This is a genomic window from Mycobacterium sp. SMC-4, assembly GCF_025263265.1.
Classification (GTDB): Bacteria; Actinomycetota; Actinomycetes; order Mycobacteriales; family Mycobacteriaceae; genus Mycobacterium.
In genome coordinates, this window is sequence record NZ_CP079869.1 from 695,373 (window position 1) to 717,023 (window position 21,651).

Here is a 21,651-nt window from a genome sequence, read left to right on the forward strand (position 1 = left end):
GCACCATGACTGTCGATCCGTCCGAGGCGCGGGTGTTGGACACCGTCATCGAATTGGTTGACCATCTTCTCGCTGATTTCGACGTGGTGGATCTGCTGACCGAGCTCACCGAGCGCTGCGCACAGTTGCTCGACGTAGACGCAGCCGGTTTTCTCCTGGGCGACCCCTTCGGCAAACTCCACCTGATCGCGGCGACCACCGAGGCGGCTCGGGAGCTCGAGCTTTTTCAGCTCCAGTCCGACGAAGGGCCGTGTCTGGACTGTTACGCCTCCGGTGAGCCGGTCTCGGTGGCCGACCTGGAGCTCGCTGCCGCGCGCTGGCCGAAGTTCGTGCCCGCCGCCCGTTCAGGGGGGTTCGTGTCGGTGTACGCGGTGCCGATGCGCGCGGCCGGTAGTGCCCTGGGTGCGCTCGGCCTGTTCGGTACGGCCACCGGGGAGCTCACCGACGCTGACCGTCTTGCGGCCCAGACCCTCTCCCGCATCGCCTGCGTCGCGATCCTGCAGGAACGGGCACCCACGCCGTCCACCGTGGTTCCTCAGCTGCGGGCAGCGCTGGGCAACCGCGTCGTCGTCGAGCAGGCGAAGGGGCTGCTGCGCCACATTCTCGATGTGTCAGTGGAGGAAGCGTTCGCAATACTGCGCTCGTACTGTCGCGCACACGGAGAACACTTGAGTGAATTCGCGCGAAGGTTGATGACCGACCGGTTGGCTCGGCCGGGACTGGTCGCCTCGATCACCGAGTTCGCGCAGTCGTCGGCACGTTAGGGCCGGTGGCGCGCTCGTGCACGTCGCACCGCCTCGTCCACCAGTCGTTCGGCGATCGCGGTGAGCTTGACGTTGTCGGACTGGCTGAGTTGTCTGAGCCGTTTGAAGGCTTCCTCGGCGTCGACTCCGGTCCGGGCCCGAATGATGCCGATCGCCTGATCGATCACCGCACGACTGGTGAGGGCGTGCTGCAGGCCCTCGGTGCGATCCCGCGCGTTGGCCAGGAGCTGCGCGTTGTACACCGACACCGCGGCCGTCGCGGCGAACCGCGACCCCAACGCGACCGCGTGCTCGCCGAAAGCGTCACGGGTGTTGATCGCCCCGATGACCTGGCCGTCGACGACAAGAGGTAGTGCCAGCACCGAGTGCACTGACATCCGGGCGGCCCGACCACCGAAGTGCGGCCACCGGCTGTCGCTACCCAGCGATCCGCTGACCGTGGCGCGACGGGACTGCATGCAGGTGATACAGGGCCCCTCGTGGAGTTCGTCGAACTGGGCCCGTTCGATCACTGATACAAAATCCGCTGTGGCAGAATGGATCTCGATTGCATCGTGCTGAAAACGGGCCATCGAGATCCCTACACCGTCGGTGGCGGGGATGGCGTGCGCGGCGAACCCTGCCACCAAAGCGAGCAGGTCGTCCACCGGGCGTGCCCCCGCCACGATGCCCGTGACGCCTGCCAGGCCGGCCTGCAGGTCGATTTCGTCGGCCTCACATCGTGCGGCCGACAGCTCCTCGTGCGGCTTCCGCCCGGTCTGTGCGTCGAAGTCAGCCATCCTGAGCTGAGACGGTACTCGTCTCAAGCCCTGATCTGCAGGTCAGTTCACCAGCGACAGTGCGTGTGCGCGGCGCAGCTTGCCCGAGGGTGTCTTCGGGATGATGCCCGGCGCGAGCACGACCACGTTGCGCGGGCGGACGTCGACCTCGGCGAAAACCTCGTGGGCAACCTGTCGCTCCACTCGGCGGACCTCGGCGGCATCGTCGAAGTTCTTGCACTCGACCGCCACGGCGAAGGATTCCCGCGACCGGCCTGCGTCCAACCGGACCGCAACCGCACAGCCGGGGCGCACCCCATGCACGCGACCGGCCGCCCGCTCGATGTCGGTGGGGTAGATGTTGCGCCCGGCCATGATGATCACGTCTTTGAGGCGGCCGCACACCACGATCTCACCGGTTTCGGTGAGATAACCGATGTCGCCGGTGTCGTACCAGCCTCGTTCGTCCTGAGCGGGGATGAACCCGGCAACGGTGGTGTACCCGCTGGTGACGGAGGCGCCACGGACTTCGATGACGCCGACGCCGCGCGCGGTGAGCTCGGAGCCGTCCTCGGCCACGACGCGGAGTTCGAGCCCGCCCAACGGACGGCCCAGCGACACCAGCCGGCGGGTGTGGCCTCTGGTGGCAGGTACCGCGCGGTGCAGGACGGCAAGCAGATCCGCGTCCACTTCATCGACGACCATCCCGCCGCCACACGCGGAGAACGACACCGCGACCGTGGTTTCGGCCATGCCGTAGGCGGGGATGACCGCTTCCGGGTTGAGACCGAAAGGGGCTCCGGCGCTACAGAGGTCCTCGACATCGAGTGGGTCGACCTGTTCGGCGCCCGACAGCGCCCACCGCAGCGAGGACAGGTCGAAGTCGCCGGGAGTGGCCTGGCGACGCAACCGACTGGCAAGCAGGTTGTAGGCGAAGTTCGGGGCCGCTGTCATGGTGCCCTTGTACTTGTCAATCAGCTTGGGCCACAGGAGAATATCGCTCAGGAAGTCCATCGGCGTGATCTTGACCAGTTCCGCGCCGAAGTACATCGGCACGGTGAGATAACCGGTCATCCCCATGTCGTGGAAGCACGGTAACCAGCTGACGATCACGTCACGGTCGATGTCGAAATGGCATCCCTGGGTCATGGCGTCGGCATTGGCGACGATGTTGGCGTGCGAGATCTGCACGGCCTTGGGGGATCCACTGGAACTACTGGTCAATTGCATCAGCGCAATGTCGTCGTCACTGGTGTCGAGGGGCTCGACGGGGGTGCCGGCGAGGAGGTCTTCGATGGTCAACACGGACATTCCCATGCCGCTGAGTACAGGGCCGGCTGCCATGAAGGGGTCGGAAATCACCACGGCTGCGGCGTCGATCATGCGGATCACCGCGGTGGTTTCCTCGGCCCAGCGCACCATGTCGGTGCGCGGGGTGGGTTGGTGCACCATGGTCAGACTGGCACCGCGCATCCAGATGCCCTGGGCGGTCGGGGCGATCTCAACAGGTGCTCCAGCCAGCACGGCGACGGCGTCACCGGGGCCGATACCGAAGGCAGCCAGCCCGCCGGCCACCCGCCGGGCCCGGTCGTGGACCTCGGCCCAGGACTGCCGGACGGGGGCGTGTGGCTCGCCGGTGTTGAGCCCCTTGGTGCTGATTCGGGCGTTGGCGTACATGGTGTCGGTAAAGCTGCTCAAGACGGGCCCCTCTGGACGTGGCGCATTGACGCGCGTGTGGTCTGCGGTAGCCGCTGGAGTTCGACTGTCGGCGCTAATAGCCCAGCTGGACCCCGGTCCGATCGAGCGGGGGAGTTTTCAGACGTCCTGATCGTACGGGCAAGCAGCGTCAGCGTCTGCCATGCGCGCCGCGTCTGCGCTGATCTCGACACCAGACCCCCCGGGGACCGCTTGCACACCTGTCAAGTCGGCTGACGCTCACCGGCGGGGATCAGATCGCCGCCGCGACGTTTCCGGAAGGCTGGAAATTCAACCTGGCTTCAGGGTAGCGCCTTGTGACACATCGGTGGACTCAACCCGACTGCGACGCCGGCGTGGCGTCGTAGTTGCGCCGGGTTGCCACCTTCTCGCTGCTCAGGGAGCGCTGTCGCGCTGCCTCTCGGACTTGGTGGCGCGCAGCGATCCGGGGTGCGCCTTGGCGGTCGGGTCGCGCCGCGTCTTGATCAGGCTGGCCACGGTGACGATGGTCAAAATCACCACGATCACCACCAGGCTCACGTAGGTGTCGATCTCGGGGATGTCCGGATTGATGTCGACGTGCGCCCAATGCAGCACCAGCTTGACCCCGATGAACACCAGGATGATCGACAGCCCCGTCGACAGGTACACCAGCCGGTCCAGCAGACCCTTGACCAAGAAGAACAGCGCCCGTAGCCCGAGTAGCGCGAACGCGTTGGCCGCGAAGACGATGTAGGGCTCGCGGGTGATGCCGAACACCGCGGGGATGGAGTCCAACGCAAAAAGCAGGTCGACGCTGCCGATCGCGATCAGCACCGCCAGCAGCGGGGTGGCCACCCTTCGCCCGTTGGCGCGGGTGAACAGCCTTCCGCCGTCGTACTCGTTGCTGATCGGGATGAACCGCCGGGTCGCCCTGATCATGATGTTGCTCTCGATGTCGGGGTCCTGGTCGCGGTGTCGGAAAAGCTGGATGCCGGTCCAGATCAGCAGGATGCCGAACAGCAGGAACATGAACGAGAACAGCGCGATCAGCGTCGCACCCAGCGCGATGAAGATCGCCCGCATGATCAGCGCCAGGATGATGCCGAAGGTCAGCACTTTGTGCTGATGCTCCTCGGGCACTGCGAAGGTCGCGATGATGATCACGAAGACGAACAGGTTGTCGACCGACAAACTCTTCTCGACGATGTAGCCGGCGAAGTACTCGGTGCCCGCGGTGCTGCCGTAGGCCCACATGAACCACAGACCGAATCCGATGGCGACCGCGATGTAGAACACCGACCACGCTGTCGCCTCCCGGAACCCGACCTTGTGCGGGCGCATTGCCGCGAGTATCAGGTCGACCGCCAGCAGGCCGACGATGACACCGACGGTGACGACCCAGGTCAGCAGGCTGATGTCGAGCATTCTCTATTTGTACAGCAGCGCGGGAGGACCGGATCCTCAGCGTTCGTGGACGACCGTTTCGGCGCGTCGTTGCCGGTCCACCCGGTCCCGAGCGGCCTTGCCGTCGGCGTCGGTCTGCAACGCGTGATAGATCTTGTCGGCCTTGGCCTCGGGCATCAGCGGTGGCAGCAGCGGGGTGGCCGCGTCGACCACCGCCTCGATGACCACCGGATGGGTGGCCTGGAACGCCCGCTGCCACGCCACACTCGCCTGGGCGGACTCGGTGACCCGGATGCCGCCCAGGCCCAGCAGCTCGGCGTAATCGGCGTAGGGGAACGACGGAACATCCTGGGAGGCGGGGAATCGCGGGTCGCCTTCCATCTCGCGCTGCTCCCAGGACACCTCGGACAGGTCGGCGTTGTGCAACACCAGTACCACGAAGCGGGGGTCCGCCCACTGTCGCCAGCGTTGGGCAATGGTGATCAGCTCCAGCAGTCCCGACATCTGCATCGCACCGTCGCCGACGAGCGCGACGACGGGCCGGTCCGGGGTGTCGAGCTTGGCGGCGATGCCGTACGGCAGCGCACAGCCCATCGAAGCCAGGTAGCCCGACACGTGCGCGGGCACCCCGGGCGGCAGCCGCAGATGCCGGGCGTACCAGTAGGTGGCGGATCCGACGTCGACGGCCACCCGGGCATCGGCAGGCAGGTATTCGGAGAGTTCGTGCACGACGAACTCCGGGTTGGCGTTGACCGTCTGCTCGCGGCAGCGTTGTTCGGCCAGCGCCAGCCAGGTCCCGGTCCAGTGGTGAATCTGCTGTTCCCAGCTGCGGTCCGTGCTGCGATCGAGCAGCGGTAACAGATCCGAAAGCGCCTGGCGCGCATCAGCACTGACCGCGACCTCGATGGGGTATTTGGCGCCGAGCACCCGCGGCTCGATGTCGATCTGGACGGCCCGAGCCTGCCCGGGGGCGGGGTAGAACTCCGTCCACGGGTCGTTGCTACCGACGATGAGCAGGGTGTCGCAGTTGGCCATCAGTTCCGCGCTGGCGGTGGTGCCCAGGTGGCCCATCACCCCGGTGTGCCAGGGCAGGGATTCGTCGAGGACCGGTTTGCCCAGCAGCGAGGTGGTCACGCCGGCGCCGACGATGTCGACCAGGGTGGTGATCTCGTCGGCGGCGCCGGCCGCGCCCCGACCCACCAGTAGCGCCACCCTGCGCCCGGCGTTGAGGACGTCAGCGGCGGCGCGGATCTGTTCGGGGGGTGCGGTGATGGTCGGCCGGGCGGACTTCGGCGCCGAAGGCACCACCCCGTGGGTGTGGGCCCACGCGTCGGGCATCTCGGCCTGTTGCACGTCGTGCGGGATGATCAGACAGGTCGGGGTGGACGTGGCGATTGCGGTGCGCATCGCGTTGTCCAGCGCGGTCAGTGCCTGCTCAGGGGCGAACACGGTCTGGACGTACTGCGCGCAGACGTCCTTGAACAACGCGTGCAGATCCACTTCCTGCAGGTAGCCGCTGCCCAGCGCGGTGCTGACCACCTGCCCGACGATCGCAACGACGGGGCGGCGGTCCAACTTGGCGTCGTAGAGGCCGGCCAGCAGATGGATCGCGCCGGGGCCCTGTGTGGCCAGGCACAACCCGACCTCCCCGCTGTACTTGGCGTGACCGCAGGCCATGAACGCGGCGAGTTCCTCGTGCCGAGTGGCCACGTACTCGGGCTCCTCGGCGCGTCGCAGCGCGCCCAGTATCGTGTTGATGCCGTCGCCGGCGTATCCGAATATCCTTGTCGCGCCCCACTGTTGGAGACGTCGCACCAGGGCGTCGGCAACCAGTTCTGTCATGATCGGTGATCTCTCGTTCAGGGCCGCAGCGCGAAGCGGATGCAGCCTTGTGACTTGTTCTTGAACATGTCGTAGGCCGCCACCCCATCGTCGAGCGGCAGGCCGTGGGTGATCAGAATCGCGGTGTCGGTGACTATCTCGACCGGGTTCCTGACCTGTTCTCGGTCCGCTTCTCTGGCCGCGTCGACGTCGTTCATGGTGGCTCCTCGGGTGGGTCGAGGTGCGGCTACCCGCGGTCGGTGTGGCGAAACCCGTTTGACGCGGATGTCAGTTGGGGTACGTCGGCTGGGTGGAGCGGCTCAGTGGTCTGGATGCGGGACTTTTGTACAGCGAATCGTCGACGGTGCCGCTGCATGTGTGTTCGGTGCTGGAGCTCGACACCTCGACGGTGCCGGGCGGCTACAGCTTCGAGCGGTTCCGCGACGAGCTGGCACAACGGATTCCCGCGGTGCCGGAGTTCCGCACCAAGCTCGGCGACAGTGGGTTGAACCTGGACCATCCGGTGTGGGTGGAGGACAAGGAGTTCGACCTGTCGCGGCACCTGAGCCGCGTTGCGGTGCCGGCACCCGGGGGCCGCGAGGAATTGGCGCAGTTGTGTGGGCACATCGCGTCGGTGCCGCTGGATCGCAGCAAGCCGTTGTGGGAGCTGTGGGTGATCGAGGGCACCGGTGCCGATCGGCTGGCAGTGATGGTCAAGGTGCACCACGCGGCGGTCGACGGGGTGTCGGCGGCCAATCTGCTCGAACAACTGCTCGACGCCGAACCCGACGCGCCGCCACCTGATCCGGTCGACGGTCCGGGTGATGCGTCAGCGCTGCAGATCGCTGCGGACGGGTTCGTGCGGTTCGCGACCCGCCCGCTGCAGTTGGCCCGGGTGATCCCGGAGACGACCATGCTGATCGCCAAGACGGTCAACCGGGCGCTGACCGGAAAGGCGATGGCCGCGCCGTTCACGGCACCGATGACGCGTTTCAACGCGCAGCTGACCTCGGAGCGCTGCATCGCGATGGCCCAACTGGATCTCGACGATGTCAAGACGGTGAAGAACTGTTTTGAGGTCAAGGTCAACGACGTGGTGATGGCGTTGTGCGCCGGGGCGCTGCGCGGCTTCCTGGCCAAGCAGGACGAACTGCCGGACAAGCCGCTGATCGCGGTCGTCCCGGCGTCGGTGCACGGGCAGTCCGACCGGCCCGGGCGCAACCAGCTGTCGGGCATGTTCTGCAATCTGCACACCGACGTCGAGGATGCGCTGGAGCGGCTGCAGACCATCGCTGAGTCCAACACGCGCGCCAAGGAGCACAGTGCGTCGTTGGGTCCGACGGTGCTGGTCGACCTGGCGCAGAGCATCTCCCGGACGGGTTACTCGTGGCTGTTGGGGCTGCTCTCACGCACCCCGCTGAGCAGCACCGCGATCCACAATGTGGTCATCTCCAACGTGGCCGGGCCCCCGATGACGCTGTACAGCTGCGGGGCGCAGGTCACCGCGCTGTATCCGTTGGGGCCGATCTTCCATGGCTCCGGGTTGAACATCACGGTGATGTCGCTGGATGACCAGCTCAACATCGGCATCATCTCGTGCCCGCAACTGGCCGGTGACCTGTGGGATCTGGCCGACCGATTCCAGACCGAGCTCGACAACTTGCTGCGCCGCTGCTGACGCGGGACGGTTAGGTGGCCGCGGGATGCGGGAAACCTATCGCCCGGCATTCGGCAACGGAGAGGACGGGATGTGAGCTCCCCGAAGGGTGGCGCTCGGCTCGGGACGCGGTTCGGGCCCTATGAGCTGCAGTCGCTGATCGGGGTCGGGGGCATGGGCGAGGTGTACCGCGCCTACGACACCGAGCGCGAGCGCATGGTGGCGATCAAGCTGTTGCGCCCGGAGATGGCCGCGGATCCGAGCTTTCAGCAGCGGTTCCGCCGCGAGTCGCGGGTGGCGGCACGGTTGCAGGAGCCGCATGTCATCCCGGTGCACAACTTCGGCGAGATCGACGGTGTGCTCTATATCGACATGCGGTTGGTGGAGGGTGCCAGCCTCAAGGAGGTGCTGCGCCGCGATGGGCCGCTACCGCCGGCGCGGGCGGCCCTGATCATTCGCCAGGTGGCCGCAGCGCTCGACGACGCGCACGCCAACGGATTGGTGCACCGCGACATCAAGCCGGAGAATGTGCTGCTCACATCCGACGACTTTGCGTACCTGGTCGACTTCGGCATCGCACACGGCGGTGGGGAGGCGTCGGTGACCTCGACCGGGTTGGTGGTCGGGTCCAGTGCCTACATGGCGCCGGAGCGGTTCAGCGGAGACCGGGGCGGCCCGGCCTCGGATGTGTACTCGCTGACCTGTCTGCTCTACGAGGCGTTGACCGGCCGGGCCCCGTACGACGCGGGCGATCTGCGGCAGGTGATGAGCGCGCACATGTTCGCACCGCCGCCCCGGCCGAGCATCATGCGTCGCGGCGTGCCGCGGGCGTTCGACGACGTGGTGGCCCGGGGGATGGCCAAGACCACGGGCGCGCGGTACCCGTCGGCCGGGGAGCTGGCGCGCGCGGCGTCGGCGGCGGTGTCGGGCCCGGTGGCGCCGGCTCCGGCTGCGATGTCCGACGAGGCGCCGACCTCGACGCGGCAGTTCTCCCGGGTGTACCCGAATCCGGCGGAGACGGGGTATGCGCCGTACCCGCCGGCCGCTGCTCGGCCTGCGCCGCCCGCTCGCCGGTTCGGGTCGGGACAGCTCGGCCTGATGGCCGCGACGGCTATATTGCTGGTTGCGGCACTGATCTTGGCGTTGGTGCTGGTGTTCGGTGGCGGGGGCACCGGGTCGGCGCCGCAGACCCGGCTGGCGCCTGCGCCCACCACATCGGCTCCGCCGTCGCCGACCACCGACGGAGACGGGATCTCCGGGGTATCGGGCACCGATTCGCAAGGCTTCGTGGGCCATACGGCGCGCTGTGACTCCGAGAGCACGCCGGCAGCGGCGATCCGGACGTCGCTGTCGCTGGCGATCATCTGCGAAACCGATGACGGTGACTACTACTACCGCGGGGAGCGGTTGCGCGACGGAGCCAACATCAGGCTCGACGACGCGCGACGATCGGGGGACGGGTTCGTCGCGGTGAATCCGGATGACGGGGCGCGCTATGATGTGCAGCCGTCGCAGTTGACGATTTCCAGCCGCGGGAGCGTGGATTCCGCGGAGCCGGCGCTCGAGTTCGGCCCCTGAGCGCGTTGAGACTGCGCTGACGGTGGGGTCCTCTCGCACTTTTCCGCCCTGACCGCAGTCTGAAGGGGGCCACGGATACCTAAGATGGCTCGCGAGAGCCGCGACCACACTCGTGCACAGTGACCAGAGGAGCCTGACGATGGCGTTCGAGCGAATCGATGATCTTCTCCGCGGCGTGACCGCCGATGGTGCGTTGCATGGCGTCGCCGCGACCGTGGTCAGCCGCGACGGCGTGCTCTACCAGGGCGCAGCTGGAGATGCCAAGCCGGACAGCATGTTCCGTAACGCGTCGATGACCAAGGCCGTTGCGACCACGGCGGCGCTGCAGCTCGTCGAGCAGGGCCGCATCGACCTGGACGCGCCGGTGGCGTCCCTGGTTCCCGAGTTCGGCGAGCTACAGGTGCTGGAACGCTTTGACGGTCGTGAGCCGGTGTTGCGGGCACCCAAGACGCAGGCGACGGTGCGGCATCTGATGAACCACACCGCCGGCTGCGGCTACCACTTCCTCAACGAGAAACTGTTCGCCTACTGCACCGAGCAGGACTTCCCGCATCCGCTCTCGGGTATCAAGCAGAGCCTGAGCGCACCGCTGGTGCACGATCCCGGCACGGTCTGGGAGTACGGCGTGAGCACCGACTGGCTGGGTATGGTGGTCGAGGCCGTCAGCGGCCAGACGCTGGCCGATTACCTTGCTGAGCACATCTACGGCCCGCTGGGCATGACGAACTCGACCTTCGACCCGAGCGACGAGCAGCGGGCTCGCTTGTTGCCCATCCGTTTTCGGGCGCCGGACGGCAGCCTGGTGGCCACCGATATCGACCTGCCGGCCCAGTCCGAGTGGGACGCCGCCGGCCACGGGTCCTACGGCACCATCGCCGACTACGGGCGTTTCGTGCGAGCCTGGCTCAACGGCGGAGAGCTCGACGGGGCGCGCATCCTCAAGGTGGAGACGGTGGAGCTGGCGCTGCGCGATCACCTCGACGGTGCGCCGTTGCCGAAGGGTATGGAGCCCACCATTCCCGAACTGGCCAAACCGGTCGAGCTGCTCGACGTGCCGCAGGGATGGGGCCTGGGTTTCCACCTGTACCTGGTGGACCTGCCCGGCATGCGCAGCGCCGGCTCGGCCGACTGGTCGGGGCTGTTCAACAGCTTCTTCTGGATCGACCGCAAGGCCGGGATCGGCGCAGTCATCGCCACACAGCTGCTGCCGTTCTTCGACGACAAGATGGTCGAGACCATCCTCACCTTCGAGGCGGCGGTCTACGCCGAACTCGCCGCGTCCTGAGTACCGGCCTGAGCCGGGTGTCGGTTGGCGTAGATCTCGGCGAGGAACTGCTCGACGGCGACCGCGGCGTGTGCCGCGCGCGCCGAGCCCAGCATGTCGAACGCGTGCTGGGCATACGGCAGTTCGGCGTACACGACCGGCTGGGTGCTGGCGTCCTGCAGTTTGGCGACGAATGCCCGCGCCTGCTCGACGGGAACCAGCGAGTCGTTGCGGCCGTGCAGGACGAAGAATGGCGGAGCATCGGCGGCGACGTAATTGACCGGCGACGCGTCGGCATAGGCCGCCAAGCTCGTGGAGTGTGGTTGCTTGATGACCATCTGCTCGAGCAGCTCCGGCATTGACGGATGCATGGCGTCGTCGAAGCGGGTGAAGTCGTAGACGCCGTAGAACGGCACGGCGGCGTGTACCCGGGTGTCGACGTCTTCGAAGCCCGGTTGGTACCGCGGATCGTTGGGTGTCAGTGCGGTCAGCGACGACAGATGGCCGCCGGCCGAGCCGCCGGTGATCGCGATGAAGTCGGGGTCGCCGCCGTATTCGGCGATGTGCGTCTTGACCCATGCCAGCGCGCGCTTGACGTCGATGATGTGGTCTGGCCACGTGTTGCGGGGGCTGTGCCGGTAGTTGACCGCCACGCAGATCCAGCCGAGCTCGGCGAGGTGGCTCATCAACGGATGCGCCTGTCCGCGCTTGTTCCCGGTGACCCAGGCGCCGCCCGGGATCTGGAACAGAACCGGCGCTTTCCCGGTCGGGTCGAGATCGGGACGCCGCCAGATGTCGAGATGATTGGCGCTGCCGTAGTCGCCGTAGCTGATGTCACCGTCGTGGGTGTAGTCGCGGTAGATCCGCAGCATCCGCAGGGCGCCGGGGCTCTTGGCGGTGCCGGCGCCTGCGGCTCGGCGCCACAGGCCGGTCGAGTCCGTACGCCGATCGGCGCCCAGACCGCTGTCCAAGGCTTGCCGCAACGGAATCCCGGCCCGATGGCCCGCGCGATTGAAGTTCAGCAGACCCACCGCCGACATGGCGGCCACCACCCAGGCGATCGCGCGCACCGGACGGGTCAGCCGACGGGCGGTCAACGCCAGCCCGCCGAGCTGGCTGGCCAGTGTCTGCAGCGGGAACTCGCTCACCACCAGACCGAAGCCGAACGAAACAACCGACGGTTGTCCGCGCCGCACCAGCGGCCGGTAGCCGTTGAGCGTGGACGCCGCGGTCACCGCCGCGACCGTCAACGCCCCGACCTGGCGGGCGATGTGAATGACACGAGCTTTGCGCATCTGTTCACCATAGGAGGCATGCCGTGGCCGGCTCGTGGCCAGGCAACGTCGGTCTCCAATCGCTAGGCTGGCGTCAGTGCTTGCCCGCCGACGTGTGTGAGAACAGCGCAAGCGATGAGTTGAGGATCGAAAAGGAATGCGGGCCGACAGAGCGCAACCACAGGTCATTGCTGCGACCGCACCAGCCGAACCCCCGATGTCCCGGCGTCGACGGCGGCTGCTGGCGCTCGTCGCGGCCCCGTTTGCGCTGCTGATCGGCGCCTACCTCGGTGACCTGCTGTACAGCAAAGACAGAGTGGTCCGGGGAGTGACCGCTGCGGGCGTGCACATCGGCGGTCTGACGCTGCACGACGCCGAGCAACGGTTGCGCGCCGAGGTCATCCCGCGCGCAACCAGACCGATTCCCGTCACCGCCGGCCCCGAGCACAGCTACATCGACCCGGTGTCGGCCGGTCTGTCCGTCGACTGGCGCGCCACCGTGGACCAGGCCGGGGCCCAGCCCCTGAACCCGTTCATCCGTATCGCGTCGTTGTTCACCTCGCGGGAGATCGGCGTCGTGTCCACCGCCGACGACGCGGCACTCACCGCGGCTCTCGAGCAACTGGGGGCCAACGTCGCCCAGGATCCGGTCGAGGGCACCGTGCGCTTCCAGGGCCGCGAACCCGTCGCGATCCTTCCGGAGGCCGGCCGCCGGCTCGACATCGACGCTGCCGGCGATCTCCTCAAGCGCGACTGGGCCGCCGGCGCCACCGTGGATCTGCCCGTCGTGGATTTGCCCACCCGGACAACGGCGTCCGACGTCGACGCCGCCATCGACGACATCGCCGCGCCGGCAGTCTCTGCACCGCTGGTCATCACCGGCGACGACGACACCCGGGCGACCATCGACGAGGACGTCATCGCCGCAGCACTGACGTTCGACATCGAAGACGGCGACATCGTGGCGACCGTCGACGAGACCGCTATCGCCGACGTGGCCGGACCCCAGCTCGCCGAGTCCGAGACTCCTCGGCGCGACGCGACCATCGACTTCGCGGTGTCCCCGCCGGTGAAAGTGCCGTCACAGGACGGCCGTCGCATCGACTACGACCAGACCCTCGCCGACCTGATGGACGTGCTGACCGACACCACCGACCGCGAGCTGGTGGCCGTCTATGTGGACGAACCCGCGACGTTCACCACCGCCGATATCGAGGAGCTCGGTCCCGTTGAGGTGATCGGCGAGTTCCAGACGTCCGGCTTCGCCGGTGACTCCGGCGTGAACATCAGACGCGCCGCGGGCGCCATCGACGGCATCGTCGTCGCTCCCGGGGAGACGTTCAGCCTCAACGACGCCACCAACCCGCGTACCGCCGCCAACGGCTACGTCGAGGCCGGGATCATCCTGAACGGCCGACCGGACAGCGGCGTCGGGGGAGGCGTATCCCAGGTGGCGACCACGCTGTTCAACGCCGCGTACTTCGCGGGCATGGAGCTCGTCGAGCATCAGGAACACAGCTACTACATCAGCCGCTATCCGGCGGGCCGAGAGGCCACCGTGTACGGCGAGGCGATCGACGTCAAGTTCCGCAATGACGGACCGACCCCGGTGCAGATCCAGACCATCTGGACATCATCGTCGATCACCGTGCAAGTGGTCGGGATCAAACGCTACGAGGTGACGTCGTCGCAGAGTCCTCGGTCGGCGCCGACGAGCCCGAGGACGATCACCATCCCGGACGGGGAGTCGTGCAGCGCCAGCAGCGGCGCACCGGGATTCACCATCACCGACACCCGCACTCTGCGCGACATCGTCACCGGCGATACTCGCCGCGAGTCGCACACCGTGCGTTACGACCCGATTCCCACGGTGGTGTGCGGAGGCTGACGGCAATTTCGCGTATTTCGCGAGTGTGCAGCCGATGACAGGACTAAAGAAGAGCTGTGACGACCCCGACAACCTGGAGCCTGGACGAGATCCGCGGCGCCCTGGAGCATTGTTATACCGCGATGGAAGCGCTCTGCGCTGACCTGCGCGACGACGAATGGCAGGCGCAGTCGCTCTGCCCGGACTGGACCGCCCGCGGCGTGTTCGACCACGTCGTCAGCATCGAGGCGGTCATGGTGGGCTGGCTGCCCGAGGACGTGACGACGCTGCCCTCGTTCGACCGCGCCACCGAGTTCGTCAACGACGAGACCCCGTATCTGGAGAAGATGCGTGCGGTGTTCGACCTGCGCCGCCGCGATCTGGCGGGGCTGTCGGCCGCGGATCTTGAGCGCCCGTCCTGGATGCCCGTGGGACCTGGCACCTACGGCCGGTTCCTGCAGATCCGCGTCTTCGACATCTGGGTACACGAACGCGACATCACCACCCCACTCGGACGCACGACCGACGACACCGGTGTCGCGGCGGAGATGGCGCTGGCCCAGGTGGAGAACTCGATCGGCTACATCGTTGGAAAGAAAGTCGGCCTGCCCGAGGGCAAGAGCTTGACGTTCGACCTCACCGGGCCGATTCGCCGTCAGCTGCACGTGAAGGTCGACGGCAGGGCCGCGCGGGTCGACCACCTCGACGACCCCGACGTGACGGTGACGACCGATTCGACGACGTTCATCCAACTGGCCTGCGGGCGCATCGATCCGCAGGCCCAGATCGACTCCGGCGCGATCAGCTGGCAGGGCGACGACGAGCTCGGTGATCGTGCCGCACGCAACCTGAGGTTCACGATGTGACCGAGCACGTGACGTCCGTCGACTTCCACTTCGACGTCATGTGCCCGTTCGCCTATCAGACGTCGCGTTGGATCCGCGCGGTGCGCGAGCTGACCGGGCTGGAGGTGAACTGGCGGTTCTTCAGTCTCGAGGAGATCAACCGTCAGGAGGGGAAAAAGCACCCGTGGGAGCGGGAGTGGTCCTACGGCTGGTCGATGATGCGCATCGCCGCGCTGCTGCGTCGGCAGTCGATGGCCGACGTCGACGCGTGGTACGAGCGCGCGGCGCGGGCGTTGCACGTCGAAGGTCACAAGCCGCACGAAAAGGCCGTGGCCCGACATCTTTTGGCAGAATTGGGTTTCGATCCGGGGCTGGTCGACGCAGCCATCGCCGACCCGACGACCGGGGACGAGGTGATGGCCGACCATCAGCGCGTCGTCGATGCCGGCGGCTACGGGGTGCCGACGCTGTTCTTCCCTGACGGGCAGTGCCTGTTCGGTCCGGTGCTCATCGACCCACCGAGCGGTGCGGCGGCGGTGCGGCTGTGGGACGCCGTCGTCGCGTGGACGGAGTTCCCGCATCTCTACGAGTTGCAGCGGCCGAAGACTCCGGCCGACCAGCAGGCGATCGTCGAGACGTTGCGCCCGTACCTGGAGGCCAGGGACTGGGTGTCGATCAACCGGGGCAAGGTCATCCCGTTCGACAAGTTGCAGTGAGGCGCGACATGAGTCCTATTGGTTAGCAAGCGCTTACGGTGAAACGAGCGCTCCCACCGCGTCGATGACCGCGCGGTTGAAGGTCGACGGTTCGTCGACGAACGGTTCGTGACCGGACTCGTCGAACCAGACCAGTCGCTTGGACGGTGCCGATAATGCATCGAAGTAGGCGACGCTGGTGTCGGGTGGCACCCAGTGATCGCGTCGCCCGAGCAGGAATATCACCGGCATGCGCAATGCGGGGACGGTGCTGAGGAGGTTCAACGCGGAGGCTTCGCGCCACATCGCGTCCATGGTGAACCGGAAGCCGCGGATCTCGTTGACCAGGTCCAGCGGCGAGGATTCCCGGCCGCCGCCGAGCACCGCCCCACGCAACTTCCACAACGATCGGGGTGAGAGTTGGCCGTCGAGGCGCTGCAGCCAGGTGCGCTCGGAGAACACACTGTGCGCCGGGTACGGCGGCGGACCGATAGCGCGCAACGCCTTCAGCGCCCTGCCGTGGCCGCGCCGCTCGGCCGCGTTGAGCGCGCAGGCGTACGACGCGGACTCCGCAGCCGCCGCGTCGCCGATCTGGGCGGTGCCGAGATAGGCCGCGACCCGTTCGGGGTGCCGATCGGCATAGAGCACGCCGAGCAGGGATCCCCACGAGTGTCCGTGCAGCACCACCCGTTCTTGGCCGACGCGGGCGCAGACCGTGGTGACCAGTTCGTCGAGGTCGGTGAGGAACTGTTCGACGGTCATCGAGGACCGCGGGATGCCCCGGTGGAACGACTTGCCGGCGCCGCGCTGGTCCCAGTAGGCGACGGTGAACCGATCCTCCAGCTCAGCGTTGAAATGTCGTAGCAGGCGCGTTTCGCTGAACCCCGGTCCACCGTGCAGATGGATCAGCGGCGGGTTGGCCAGGTCGCGGCCGCGGATCAGCACCCACTGGTCAACCCCGCCGAGTCGGCAGTAGCCCACCTCCGCGATGCTCTCGGGGATGGCGGCGCCGGCCGCCGTGCGGAAGGGTCTGGTCAGGCCCGGACGTCTCATACCTGTCAAGGTGGCCGACGACGCGTCGGCCCCCTAGAGGCGAAGGGCCCTGATGTCGGGGCCGGCGTCGTTTCGCCGACCAAAGCCTCGGGTAGCCGTGTCCGGTGTTGCGGCAGGGCAGAGGACCATGAGCTTCAAGGGCGCGGTGAACCGAGCCACCGGGAGCCGCACTGTGGAATGGATCGCCCGGGCCGGCTATCCGGTCAGCGGGTTGCTGCACCTGCTCATCGCCTACATCATCCTGCGCATCGCATTCGGCTCGCCGGGCAACGCCGACCAGACGGGCGCGCTGGCGACGCTGGCCGACCAGCGCGGTGGCGCGACATCGTTGTGGGTGGTCGCGTTCGGACTGTGCGCGCTGGCCGCCTGGCGGCTCGCCGAGACGGTGCTGGGCCTGCACCCCGGGGAACACAGCTTCGCCCACATGCGGGAGTCCCCGCTTGTCAACCGGCTCAAGGCATTCGGATTGGCGCTGGTGTATCTCGGGCTGGCGTTCGCCGCCGTGCAGTTCGCGCTGGGCGTCGGCCGGCAGGGCAGCGAGCGGGCCGAAGGGCTCAGCGCCCGGCTGATGCAGTCTGACGGCGGCACGGCCGTGCTGGTGGCGGTAGGCGCCGCGATCGCGGCGTTCGGCGCCTACTTCGTCTACAAGGGCGCCTCGAAGAAGTTCCTGGGGGATCTCACCGTCCCGGGCGGGCCGCTGATCTTGGTGCTCGGGGTGTTCGGCCATATCGGCGAGGGGGTGGTGTTGTTCGCCGCCGGGGTGTCGGTCATCGGCGCGTCGTTTCTGCACGACCCGACGCGGGCGCGGGGGTTGGACGCCGCGGTCGAGGCGATCGGTCAGGCGCAGTTCGGGCAGGCGCTGCTGGTGGCCGCCGCCGCGGGCTTCGCGGCCTATGGCCTGTATAGCTTTGCGCTGACCCGCTATTCGCGAATGTGACGGCCGATCAGCATGGTGCCTTGATCTCGAACGGCATCGGCCGCGACTGGCCCGGGGTGGTGCCGTCGCTGCCGACAACGGTGCCGGTGATGGTGTAGACGTCACCGTCGGTGACCGTGGCGACGGCGTCGCCGTTGGTGCTGTCGGCGACGCCGTGGTGGTCTTCGATGCCTTGCATGGTGACGGCGGTGACGACCGGTCGCTCACCGCCCAGCTCGACGAACGCCTGAGCCCGGCCTTGGTTGCCTCTGGCGTCGATGGTCAGCAGCCAGCCGTTCTGGGTGCACAGCACCGACTGCGTGGTCTGCGAGCGGCCGTCGATGCGCAGGTGGCCGGACTGGGCCGGGGGCTCGGTCGATGCCGTACCGGTCAGGCCGCAGCCGGCGGCCAGGGTCGCGGCGGCCAGGATCGGGATTAAACGTGTGTTCATAGGTGTGCCCTCAGGAAGGTGAGTACTTCGTCGGCGGTGGCGAAGCCACCGAGGTGGCTTTCTTCGGGACGGAGCAGAAGTTCGGCGTCGGGCAGGCGATCGACGGCGGCTTGGGCGCAGTGCAGCGGCACGATGTTGTCGGCGTCGCCGTGCCACCAGCGGACCGGGGCGGCGACGTCGGCCAGCCGGAATCCCCAGTCACGGCCGAAGAGGCGTGCGTCGTCGATGATGGCCTGGAAGCCGCCCTTGGACACCAGCACCAGGTCGTCGACGAACATGGCCTCCATCTCGGGGTCGTGCAGGACGCGGCGGTCACCTTCGGGGACGATACCGGCGTAGGCCCGGCAGGCGTAGTGGGCCAGCGGGATGATCGGCAGGATAAGGGCATTGGTGGTCTGCGCCAGGGGCTGGCGGAGCGCGTGCAGCAGCGGGGCGAAGCGGCGCGCCAGGTCGATGACGCCGGACGCCAGCGCGTCGGGGCCGACGGACGGGACGACGCCGCCGAGTACGGCGACGGCTTTGACTCTCGTGGCCAGCGGCGGGACGGCAGCACAGGCCAGCGCGTAGGGACCCCCGCCAGACAGGCCCGCCACCGCGAGGTGCTCGGCGCCGAGCGCGTCGGCGACGTGGGCGACGTCGTGGGCCCAGTCGGCGATCGACGCGTAGGGGTGCGGGTCGGACAGTCCGCTGCCGGGGCGGCCGACCACCACGACGCGCAGGCCGAGTTTCTCGGCGGCGCGGCGGCCCAACAGCGGGAACTGGCGGCGTCCGCCCGGCGTGCCGTGAAACCACAGCACCGGGTCACCGGTGGGGTCGCCGAACTCGGCGAAGCCGAGACGACGGCCGGAGGGCAGATAGAAGCGCCCCTCGGCCCGTGGCTTCTCGGTGCGAGGGACGGCGATCGGGTGCCGCATGGGGTTTGCCACTGTGGTGAGGGTAGGGCGGGGGTGGGTGGCTGCGTGGGGGTTTGGCGGGACCGTCACGCCGGCGGGGGCGGAGGAGGGGGGGGTGGTGGCGGTGGGGGTGCCCACGGCAGCACGATGGGCGGCAGGCCGGGGATCTGGATGACGTTGGGCGGCGGCGGGGGCGGTGGTGCGTCCGGGGGTGGAGGGGGCGGCGGCGCGTCGGGCGGGGGTGGCTGATACACCGGCGCCGGGGCGATCCCGGTGCTGGTGAGGATCGTGACGATCGACCCGGGAATCGTCCTTCCGCGCGGTGTGGTGCCGATGACGGCGCCCCGCGCAGCGCCGCTGTTCACCGCGGTCGGTTCCGGGGCGACCTGGAAACCGGCGTCGGCCAACTTCTTTCGGGCCGCGTCGAGTTTCATCCCGGCCACGCCGGGCACCTCGCTGCCGGGTCCGCCCTCGACGTAGCGCGGATCGGTGGGCGGCATGGCCACCGGGCCGAAGTCCCCGGCGATCGGGTCCATCGCCAGATACCAGGTGCGGGCGGGTTCAGTCCCGCCGTAGACGTTTCCGCTGCTGCACTTGCGCAGTGGATAGGAGCACAGGCCCGAGGGGGCCGGGGAGTCGTCGAACACGTAGTTCGCCGCGGCATAGCGATTGGTGAACCCCAGGAAGCCCGACGAGCGGTGCGACTCGGTGGTGCCGGTCTTTCCCGCCATCGGCAGGTCCCAGCCGACCGATCCTGCTGCCCCGGTGGCGGTGCCGCCGGTGTGGTCCTTGCCCAGCGCGTTGGTCAGCGTGTTGGCCAGCCCCTCGGGCACGACCTGCTCGCAGGCCTGGGTCTGCAGCGGGACCTCGGCGCCGTGGCGATCGAACACCGCGTCGATCGGGTTCGGTGGGCACCAGACACCACCCGATGCGAGAGTTGCTCCCACATTGGACAATTCGAGCGCGTTGAGTTCCAACGGACCCAGCGTGAAAGACCCGAGGTTCTGGCGTTTGACGAAGTCGGCGAGGCTCTCGTTGGACTCGGGGTCGTAGTCGCGGGCGGTGCCCGGCTCGGCGTAGGACCGCAGTCCCAGCCGCACCGCCATGTCCACCGCGCGGGGCACCCCGATCTGGGCGATCAGCTTCGCGAACGCGGTGTTGGGTGACTTGGCCAGCGCGTCGGTGACGTTCATCTGGCCGGCGAACCCGGCGACGTTGCGCACACACCAGGTCTTGGCTGGGCAGCTTGGGTCGGCGCTGTCACCCAGGCCGGTGGCCTGGAAGGTCTGGGGGACATCAAGGGTGGCGTTGATGCCCAGGCCCATCTCCAGCGCGGCGGCGGTGGTGAAGATCTTGAAGATGGAGCCGGCGCCGTCACCGACGAGGGAGAACGGTTGCGGTTGCACTGTCTGGCCGGCGGACAGGTTCAGGCCATAAGTGCGGTTGTCGGCCATCGCGACGACGTCGTGGCGCTCCTTGCCCGGGGTGATCACGCTCATCACGCTGGCCACGCCGACGGCGGTGGGGGCGGCGAGCTCGTCCACCGCCCTCTTGACGGAGCGCTGCACCTTGGGGTCGAGGGTGGTGCGGATCAGGAAGCCGTTGCGGGCCACGTCCTGCTTACTCAGTCCGGCACGGGTCAGGTACTGCAGCGCGTAGTCGCAGAAGAAGGCGCGATCACCGGCGGCAATGCAGCCTTGCGGCAGCGGGTTGGGTCGACGCAGCACACCCAGCGGCGTGGCCTTGGCGGCGCGCAGTTCGTCAGCGTGGGCGGGCAGGTTCTCGATCATGGTGTTGAGCACCAGGTTTCGCCGCTGCAGCGCCGCGTCGGGGTTGGTGTAGGGGTCCAGCGACGTGGGGGAGCGCACCAGCCCGGCCAGCAGTGCAGCCTGCTGCCAGTTCAGGTCGGCGGCGTTGACGCCGAAGTAGGTGCGCGCGGCGTCCTGCACCCCGTAGGCGCCATTGCCGAACGACACCAGGTTCAGGTAGCGGGCCAGGATCTCCGACTTGGGCAGCGCCGCGTCCAGCGCCAATGCAGCCCGGATCTCACGCAGCTTGCGCGCCGGGGTGAGCTCGACGGCGGCGCGGCGCTCGGCGTTGGTCTGCGCGGTCACCAGCAGGTTGAAGTTCTTGGCGTACTGCTGCTCGATGGTGGAGCCGCCGCGGGTGGACAGGTCGCCGCGCAGATAGCCGCTCAGGCCGGTCAGGGTGCCTTGCCAGTCGACGCCGTTGTGTTCGGTGAAGCGTTTGTCCTCGATCGCGACGACGGCCAGCTTTATCGTGTTGGCGATGCGATTGCTGGGGACCTCCCAGCGGCGCTGCTCGTAGATCCACGCGATCGGAGTTCCCTCGGCGTCGACCATGGTGGAGACAAGCGGGGCTTCACCGGCGATGAGTTGCGTGGATTCCGCACTGGCAGAGTCGGATATGCCCATCAGCGTGGCACCGACACCGCCGGCCACCGGAAACATCAGCGCGGCCACCAGCATCCCCGCTGCCAGGCAACACCCTGCCAGCTTCGCGATCGTCTGCCACGCTGCCCGACCGCTGTCGCGCATGGGGTCAGCCTAGACAGGGGTGGGGTGGTGGCGGAGTGGATCGGGCGGGAGGGTGAGTGACGAGCGAGGTCCACAAGTCGAAGTGGTGGGCGGTCGAAAGAGTCTTCGTCCAGCAGCTCGTTGTGCACCAATCTCGCAGAATCTGTCGGTGAGCTCACCTAAGCTTTGCACCGAAC

18 protein-coding genes are annotated in these 21,651 nt (G+C 67.9%); 8 read left to right on the forward strand and 10 right to left on the reverse strand.

The features are described 5' to 3' along the window. Positions 1 to 5: 5 nt before the first annotated feature. Positions 6 to 764, forward strand: a complete 759-nt coding sequence (locus KXD98_RS03455) for a GAF and ANTAR domain-containing protein (protein ID WP_260761892.1) — start codon at positions 6 to 8, stop codon at positions 762 to 764. On the opposite strand, the gene KXD98_RS03460 is transcribed toward KXD98_RS03455, so the two are convergent. The 5 genes from KXD98_RS03460 to KXD98_RS03480 form a co-directional block, all read right to left on the reverse strand. Continuing rightward, on the reverse strand, positions 761 to 1,543 hold the full coding sequence (locus tag KXD98_RS03460) for a GAF and ANTAR domain-containing protein (RefSeq protein WP_260761893.1): 783 nt from the start codon (positions 1,541 to 1,543) through the stop codon (positions 761 to 763). The genes KXD98_RS03455 and KXD98_RS03460 overlap by 4 nt on opposite strands. A 42-nt stretch (positions 1,544 to 1,585) precedes the next feature. Further along, a complete protein-coding gene (locus tag KXD98_RS03465; protein ID WP_260761894.1) occupies positions 1,586 to 3,220 on the reverse strand; it encodes a fatty acyl-AMP ligase in 1,635 nt (544 codons plus the stop codon). A 393-nt stretch (positions 3,221 to 3,613) separates the two neighbouring features. Next, entirely contained in the window at positions 3,614 to 4,624 is a 1,011-nt protein-coding gene (locus KXD98_RS03470) for a TerC family protein (RefSeq protein WP_260761895.1), read from the reverse strand. Between the two features lie 36 nt (positions 4,625 to 4,660). Further along, entirely contained in the window at positions 4,661 to 6,445 is a 1,785-nt protein-coding gene (locus KXD98_RS03475; protein ID WP_260761896.1) for a thiamine pyrophosphate-requiring protein, read from the reverse strand. Positions 6,446 to 6,462: 17 nt separating this feature from the next. Then, the gene (locus KXD98_RS03480) at positions 6,463 to 6,642 is read right to left on the reverse strand and encodes a hypothetical protein (protein WP_260761897.1); all 180 of its coding nucleotides are present in this window, start codon (positions 6,640 to 6,642) and stop codon (positions 6,463 to 6,465) included. A 92-nt stretch (positions 6,643 to 6,734) separates the two neighbouring features. On the opposite strand from KXD98_RS03480, the gene KXD98_RS03485 reads away from it, so the two are divergent. The 3 genes from KXD98_RS03485 to KXD98_RS03495 all read left to right on the forward strand — a co-directional run bounded on the left by KXD98_RS03485 (position 6,735) and on the right by KXD98_RS03495 (position 10,944). Continuing rightward, the gene (locus tag KXD98_RS03485) at positions 6,735 to 8,102 is read left to right on the forward strand and encodes a wax ester/triacylglycerol synthase family O-acyltransferase (RefSeq protein WP_260764960.1); all 1,368 of its coding nucleotides are present in this window, start codon (positions 6,735 to 6,737) and stop codon (positions 8,100 to 8,102) included. A 72-nt stretch (positions 8,103 to 8,174) separates the two neighbouring features. Continuing rightward, positions 8,175 to 9,659: a serine/threonine-protein kinase gene (locus KXD98_RS03490; protein ID WP_260761898.1), complete on the forward strand. Its 1,485-nt coding sequence runs from the start codon at positions 8,175 to 8,177 to the stop codon at positions 9,657 to 9,659. Positions 9,660 to 9,798: 139 nt separating this feature from the next. Beyond that, positions 9,799 to 10,944 (forward strand): serine hydrolase, encoded by a 1,146-nt coding sequence (locus tag KXD98_RS03495; protein ID WP_260761899.1) that lies wholly within the window; start codon positions 9,799 to 9,801, stop codon positions 10,942 to 10,944. Here KXD98_RS03495 and KXD98_RS03500 read toward each other — a convergent pair. After that, positions 10,920 to 12,218, reverse strand: coding sequence for an alpha/beta hydrolase (locus KXD98_RS03500; RefSeq protein ID WP_260761900.1), 1,299 nt, complete (start codon positions 12,216 to 12,218; stop codon positions 10,920 to 10,922). The genes KXD98_RS03495 and KXD98_RS03500 overlap by 25 nt on opposite strands. 136 nt (positions 12,219 to 12,354) lie before the next feature. On the opposite strand from KXD98_RS03500, the gene KXD98_RS03505 reads away from it, so the two are divergent. Genes KXD98_RS03505 through KXD98_RS03515 form a run of 3 tightly spaced genes read left to right on the forward strand, consistent with a single transcriptional unit; the run spans position 12,355 to position 15,625 of the window. Further along, complete coding sequence (locus KXD98_RS03505) at positions 12,355 to 14,085, forward strand: VanW family protein (RefSeq protein WP_260761901.1); 1,731 nt, start codon at positions 12,355 to 12,357, stop codon at positions 14,083 to 14,085. 56 nt (positions 14,086 to 14,141) lie between these two features. After that, the gene (locus KXD98_RS03510) at positions 14,142 to 14,930 is read left to right on the forward strand and encodes a maleylpyruvate isomerase family mycothiol-dependent enzyme (protein ID WP_260761902.1); all 789 of its coding nucleotides are present in this window, start codon (positions 14,142 to 14,144) and stop codon (positions 14,928 to 14,930) included. After that, positions 14,927 to 15,625, forward strand: a complete 699-nt coding sequence (locus tag KXD98_RS03515) for a DsbA family protein (protein WP_313901264.1) — start codon at positions 14,927 to 14,929, stop codon at positions 15,623 to 15,625. The genes KXD98_RS03510 and KXD98_RS03515 overlap by 4 nt, the downstream gene beginning before the upstream one ends. Before the next feature lie 33 nt (positions 15,626 to 15,658). Here the strand turns inward: KXD98_RS03515 and KXD98_RS03520 are convergent, their stop codons facing one another. Beyond that, positions 15,659 to 16,657 carry an alpha/beta fold hydrolase gene (locus KXD98_RS03520; protein ID WP_260761903.1) on the reverse strand — a complete coding sequence of 333 codons (999 nt, stop codon included), beginning with the start codon at positions 16,655 to 16,657 and terminating at the stop codon, positions 15,659 to 15,661. 127 nt (positions 16,658 to 16,784) lie between these two features. Here KXD98_RS03520 and KXD98_RS03525 point away from each other — a divergent pair, with 127 nt between their 5' ends. Next, positions 16,785 to 17,594, forward strand: coding sequence for a DUF1206 domain-containing protein (locus tag KXD98_RS03525; RefSeq protein ID WP_260761904.1), 810 nt, complete (start codon positions 16,785 to 16,787; stop codon positions 17,592 to 17,594). A gap of 7 nt (positions 17,595 to 17,601) precedes the next feature. Here the strand turns inward: KXD98_RS03525 and KXD98_RS03530 are convergent, their stop codons facing one another. From KXD98_RS03530 to ponA2, 3 genes are all read right to left on the reverse strand, one after another. Beyond that, positions 17,602 to 18,024 carry a lipoprotein LpqH gene (locus KXD98_RS03530; RefSeq protein ID WP_260761905.1) on the reverse strand — a complete coding sequence of 141 codons (423 nt, stop codon included), beginning with the start codon at positions 18,022 to 18,024 and terminating at the stop codon, positions 17,602 to 17,604. Further along, on the reverse strand, positions 18,021 to 18,938 hold the full coding sequence (locus KXD98_RS03535) for an alpha/beta fold hydrolase (RefSeq protein WP_260764962.1): 918 nt from the start codon (positions 18,936 to 18,938) through the stop codon (positions 18,021 to 18,023). The genes KXD98_RS03530 and KXD98_RS03535 overlap by 4 nt, the downstream gene beginning before the upstream one ends. A gap of 65 nt (positions 18,939 to 19,003) precedes the next feature. Beyond that, positions 19,004 to 21,475, reverse strand: coding sequence for a transglycosylase/D,D-transpeptidase PonA2 (gene ponA2, locus KXD98_RS03540; protein ID WP_260761906.1), 2,472 nt, complete (start codon positions 21,473 to 21,475; stop codon positions 19,004 to 19,006). Positions 21,476 to 21,651: the final 176 nt, after the last annotated feature.

What these genes read in the sequence shown, in the direction of transcription:
- KXD98_RS03455 (WP_260761892.1), top strand. Translation starts at nt 6, where the DNA reads ATGACTGTCGATCCGTCCGAGGCGCGGGTGTTGGACACCGTCATCGAA.
- KXD98_RS03460 (WP_260761893.1), bottom strand. Translation starts at nt 1,543, where the DNA reads ATGGCTGACTTCGACGCACAGACCGGGCGGAAGCCGCACGAGGAGCTG.
- KXD98_RS03470 (WP_260761895.1), bottom strand. Translation starts at nt 4,624, where the DNA reads ATGCTCGACATCAGCCTGCTGACCTGGGTCGTCACCGTCGGTGTCATC.
- KXD98_RS03475 (WP_260761896.1), bottom strand. Translation starts at nt 6,445, where the DNA reads ATGACAGAACTGGTTGCCGACGCCCTGGTGCGACGTCTCCAACAGTGG.
- KXD98_RS03480 (WP_260761897.1), bottom strand. Translation starts at nt 6,642, where the DNA reads ATGAACGACGTCGACGCGGCCAGAGAAGCGGACCGAGAACAGGTCAGG.
- KXD98_RS03495 (WP_260761899.1), top strand. Translation starts at nt 9,799, where the DNA reads ATGGCGTTCGAGCGAATCGATGATCTTCTCCGCGGCGTGACCGCCGAT.
- KXD98_RS03500 (WP_260761900.1), bottom strand. Translation starts at nt 12,218, where the DNA reads ATGCGCAAAGCTCGTGTCATTCACATCGCCCGCCAGGTCGGGGCGTTG.
- KXD98_RS03505 (WP_260761901.1), top strand. Translation starts at nt 12,355, where the DNA reads ATGCGGGCCGACAGAGCGCAACCACAGGTCATTGCTGCGACCGCACCA.
- KXD98_RS03520 (WP_260761903.1), bottom strand. Translation starts at nt 16,657, where the DNA reads ATGAGACGTCCGGGCCTGACCAGACCCTTCCGCACGGCGGCCGGCGCC.
- KXD98_RS03525 (WP_260761904.1), top strand. Translation starts at nt 16,785, where the DNA reads ATGAGCTTCAAGGGCGCGGTGAACCGAGCCACCGGGAGCCGCACTGTG.
- KXD98_RS03530 (WP_260761905.1), bottom strand. Translation starts at nt 18,024, where the DNA reads ATGAACACACGTTTAATCCCGATCCTGGCCGCCGCGACCCTGGCCGCC.
- KXD98_RS03535 (WP_260764962.1), bottom strand. Translation starts at nt 18,938, where the DNA reads ATGCGGCACCCGATCGCCGTCCCTCGCACCGAGAAGCCACGGGCCGAG.
- ponA2 (WP_260761906.1), bottom strand. Translation starts at nt 21,475, where the DNA reads ATGCGCGACAGCGGTCGGGCAGCGTGGCAGACGATCGCGAAGCTGGCA.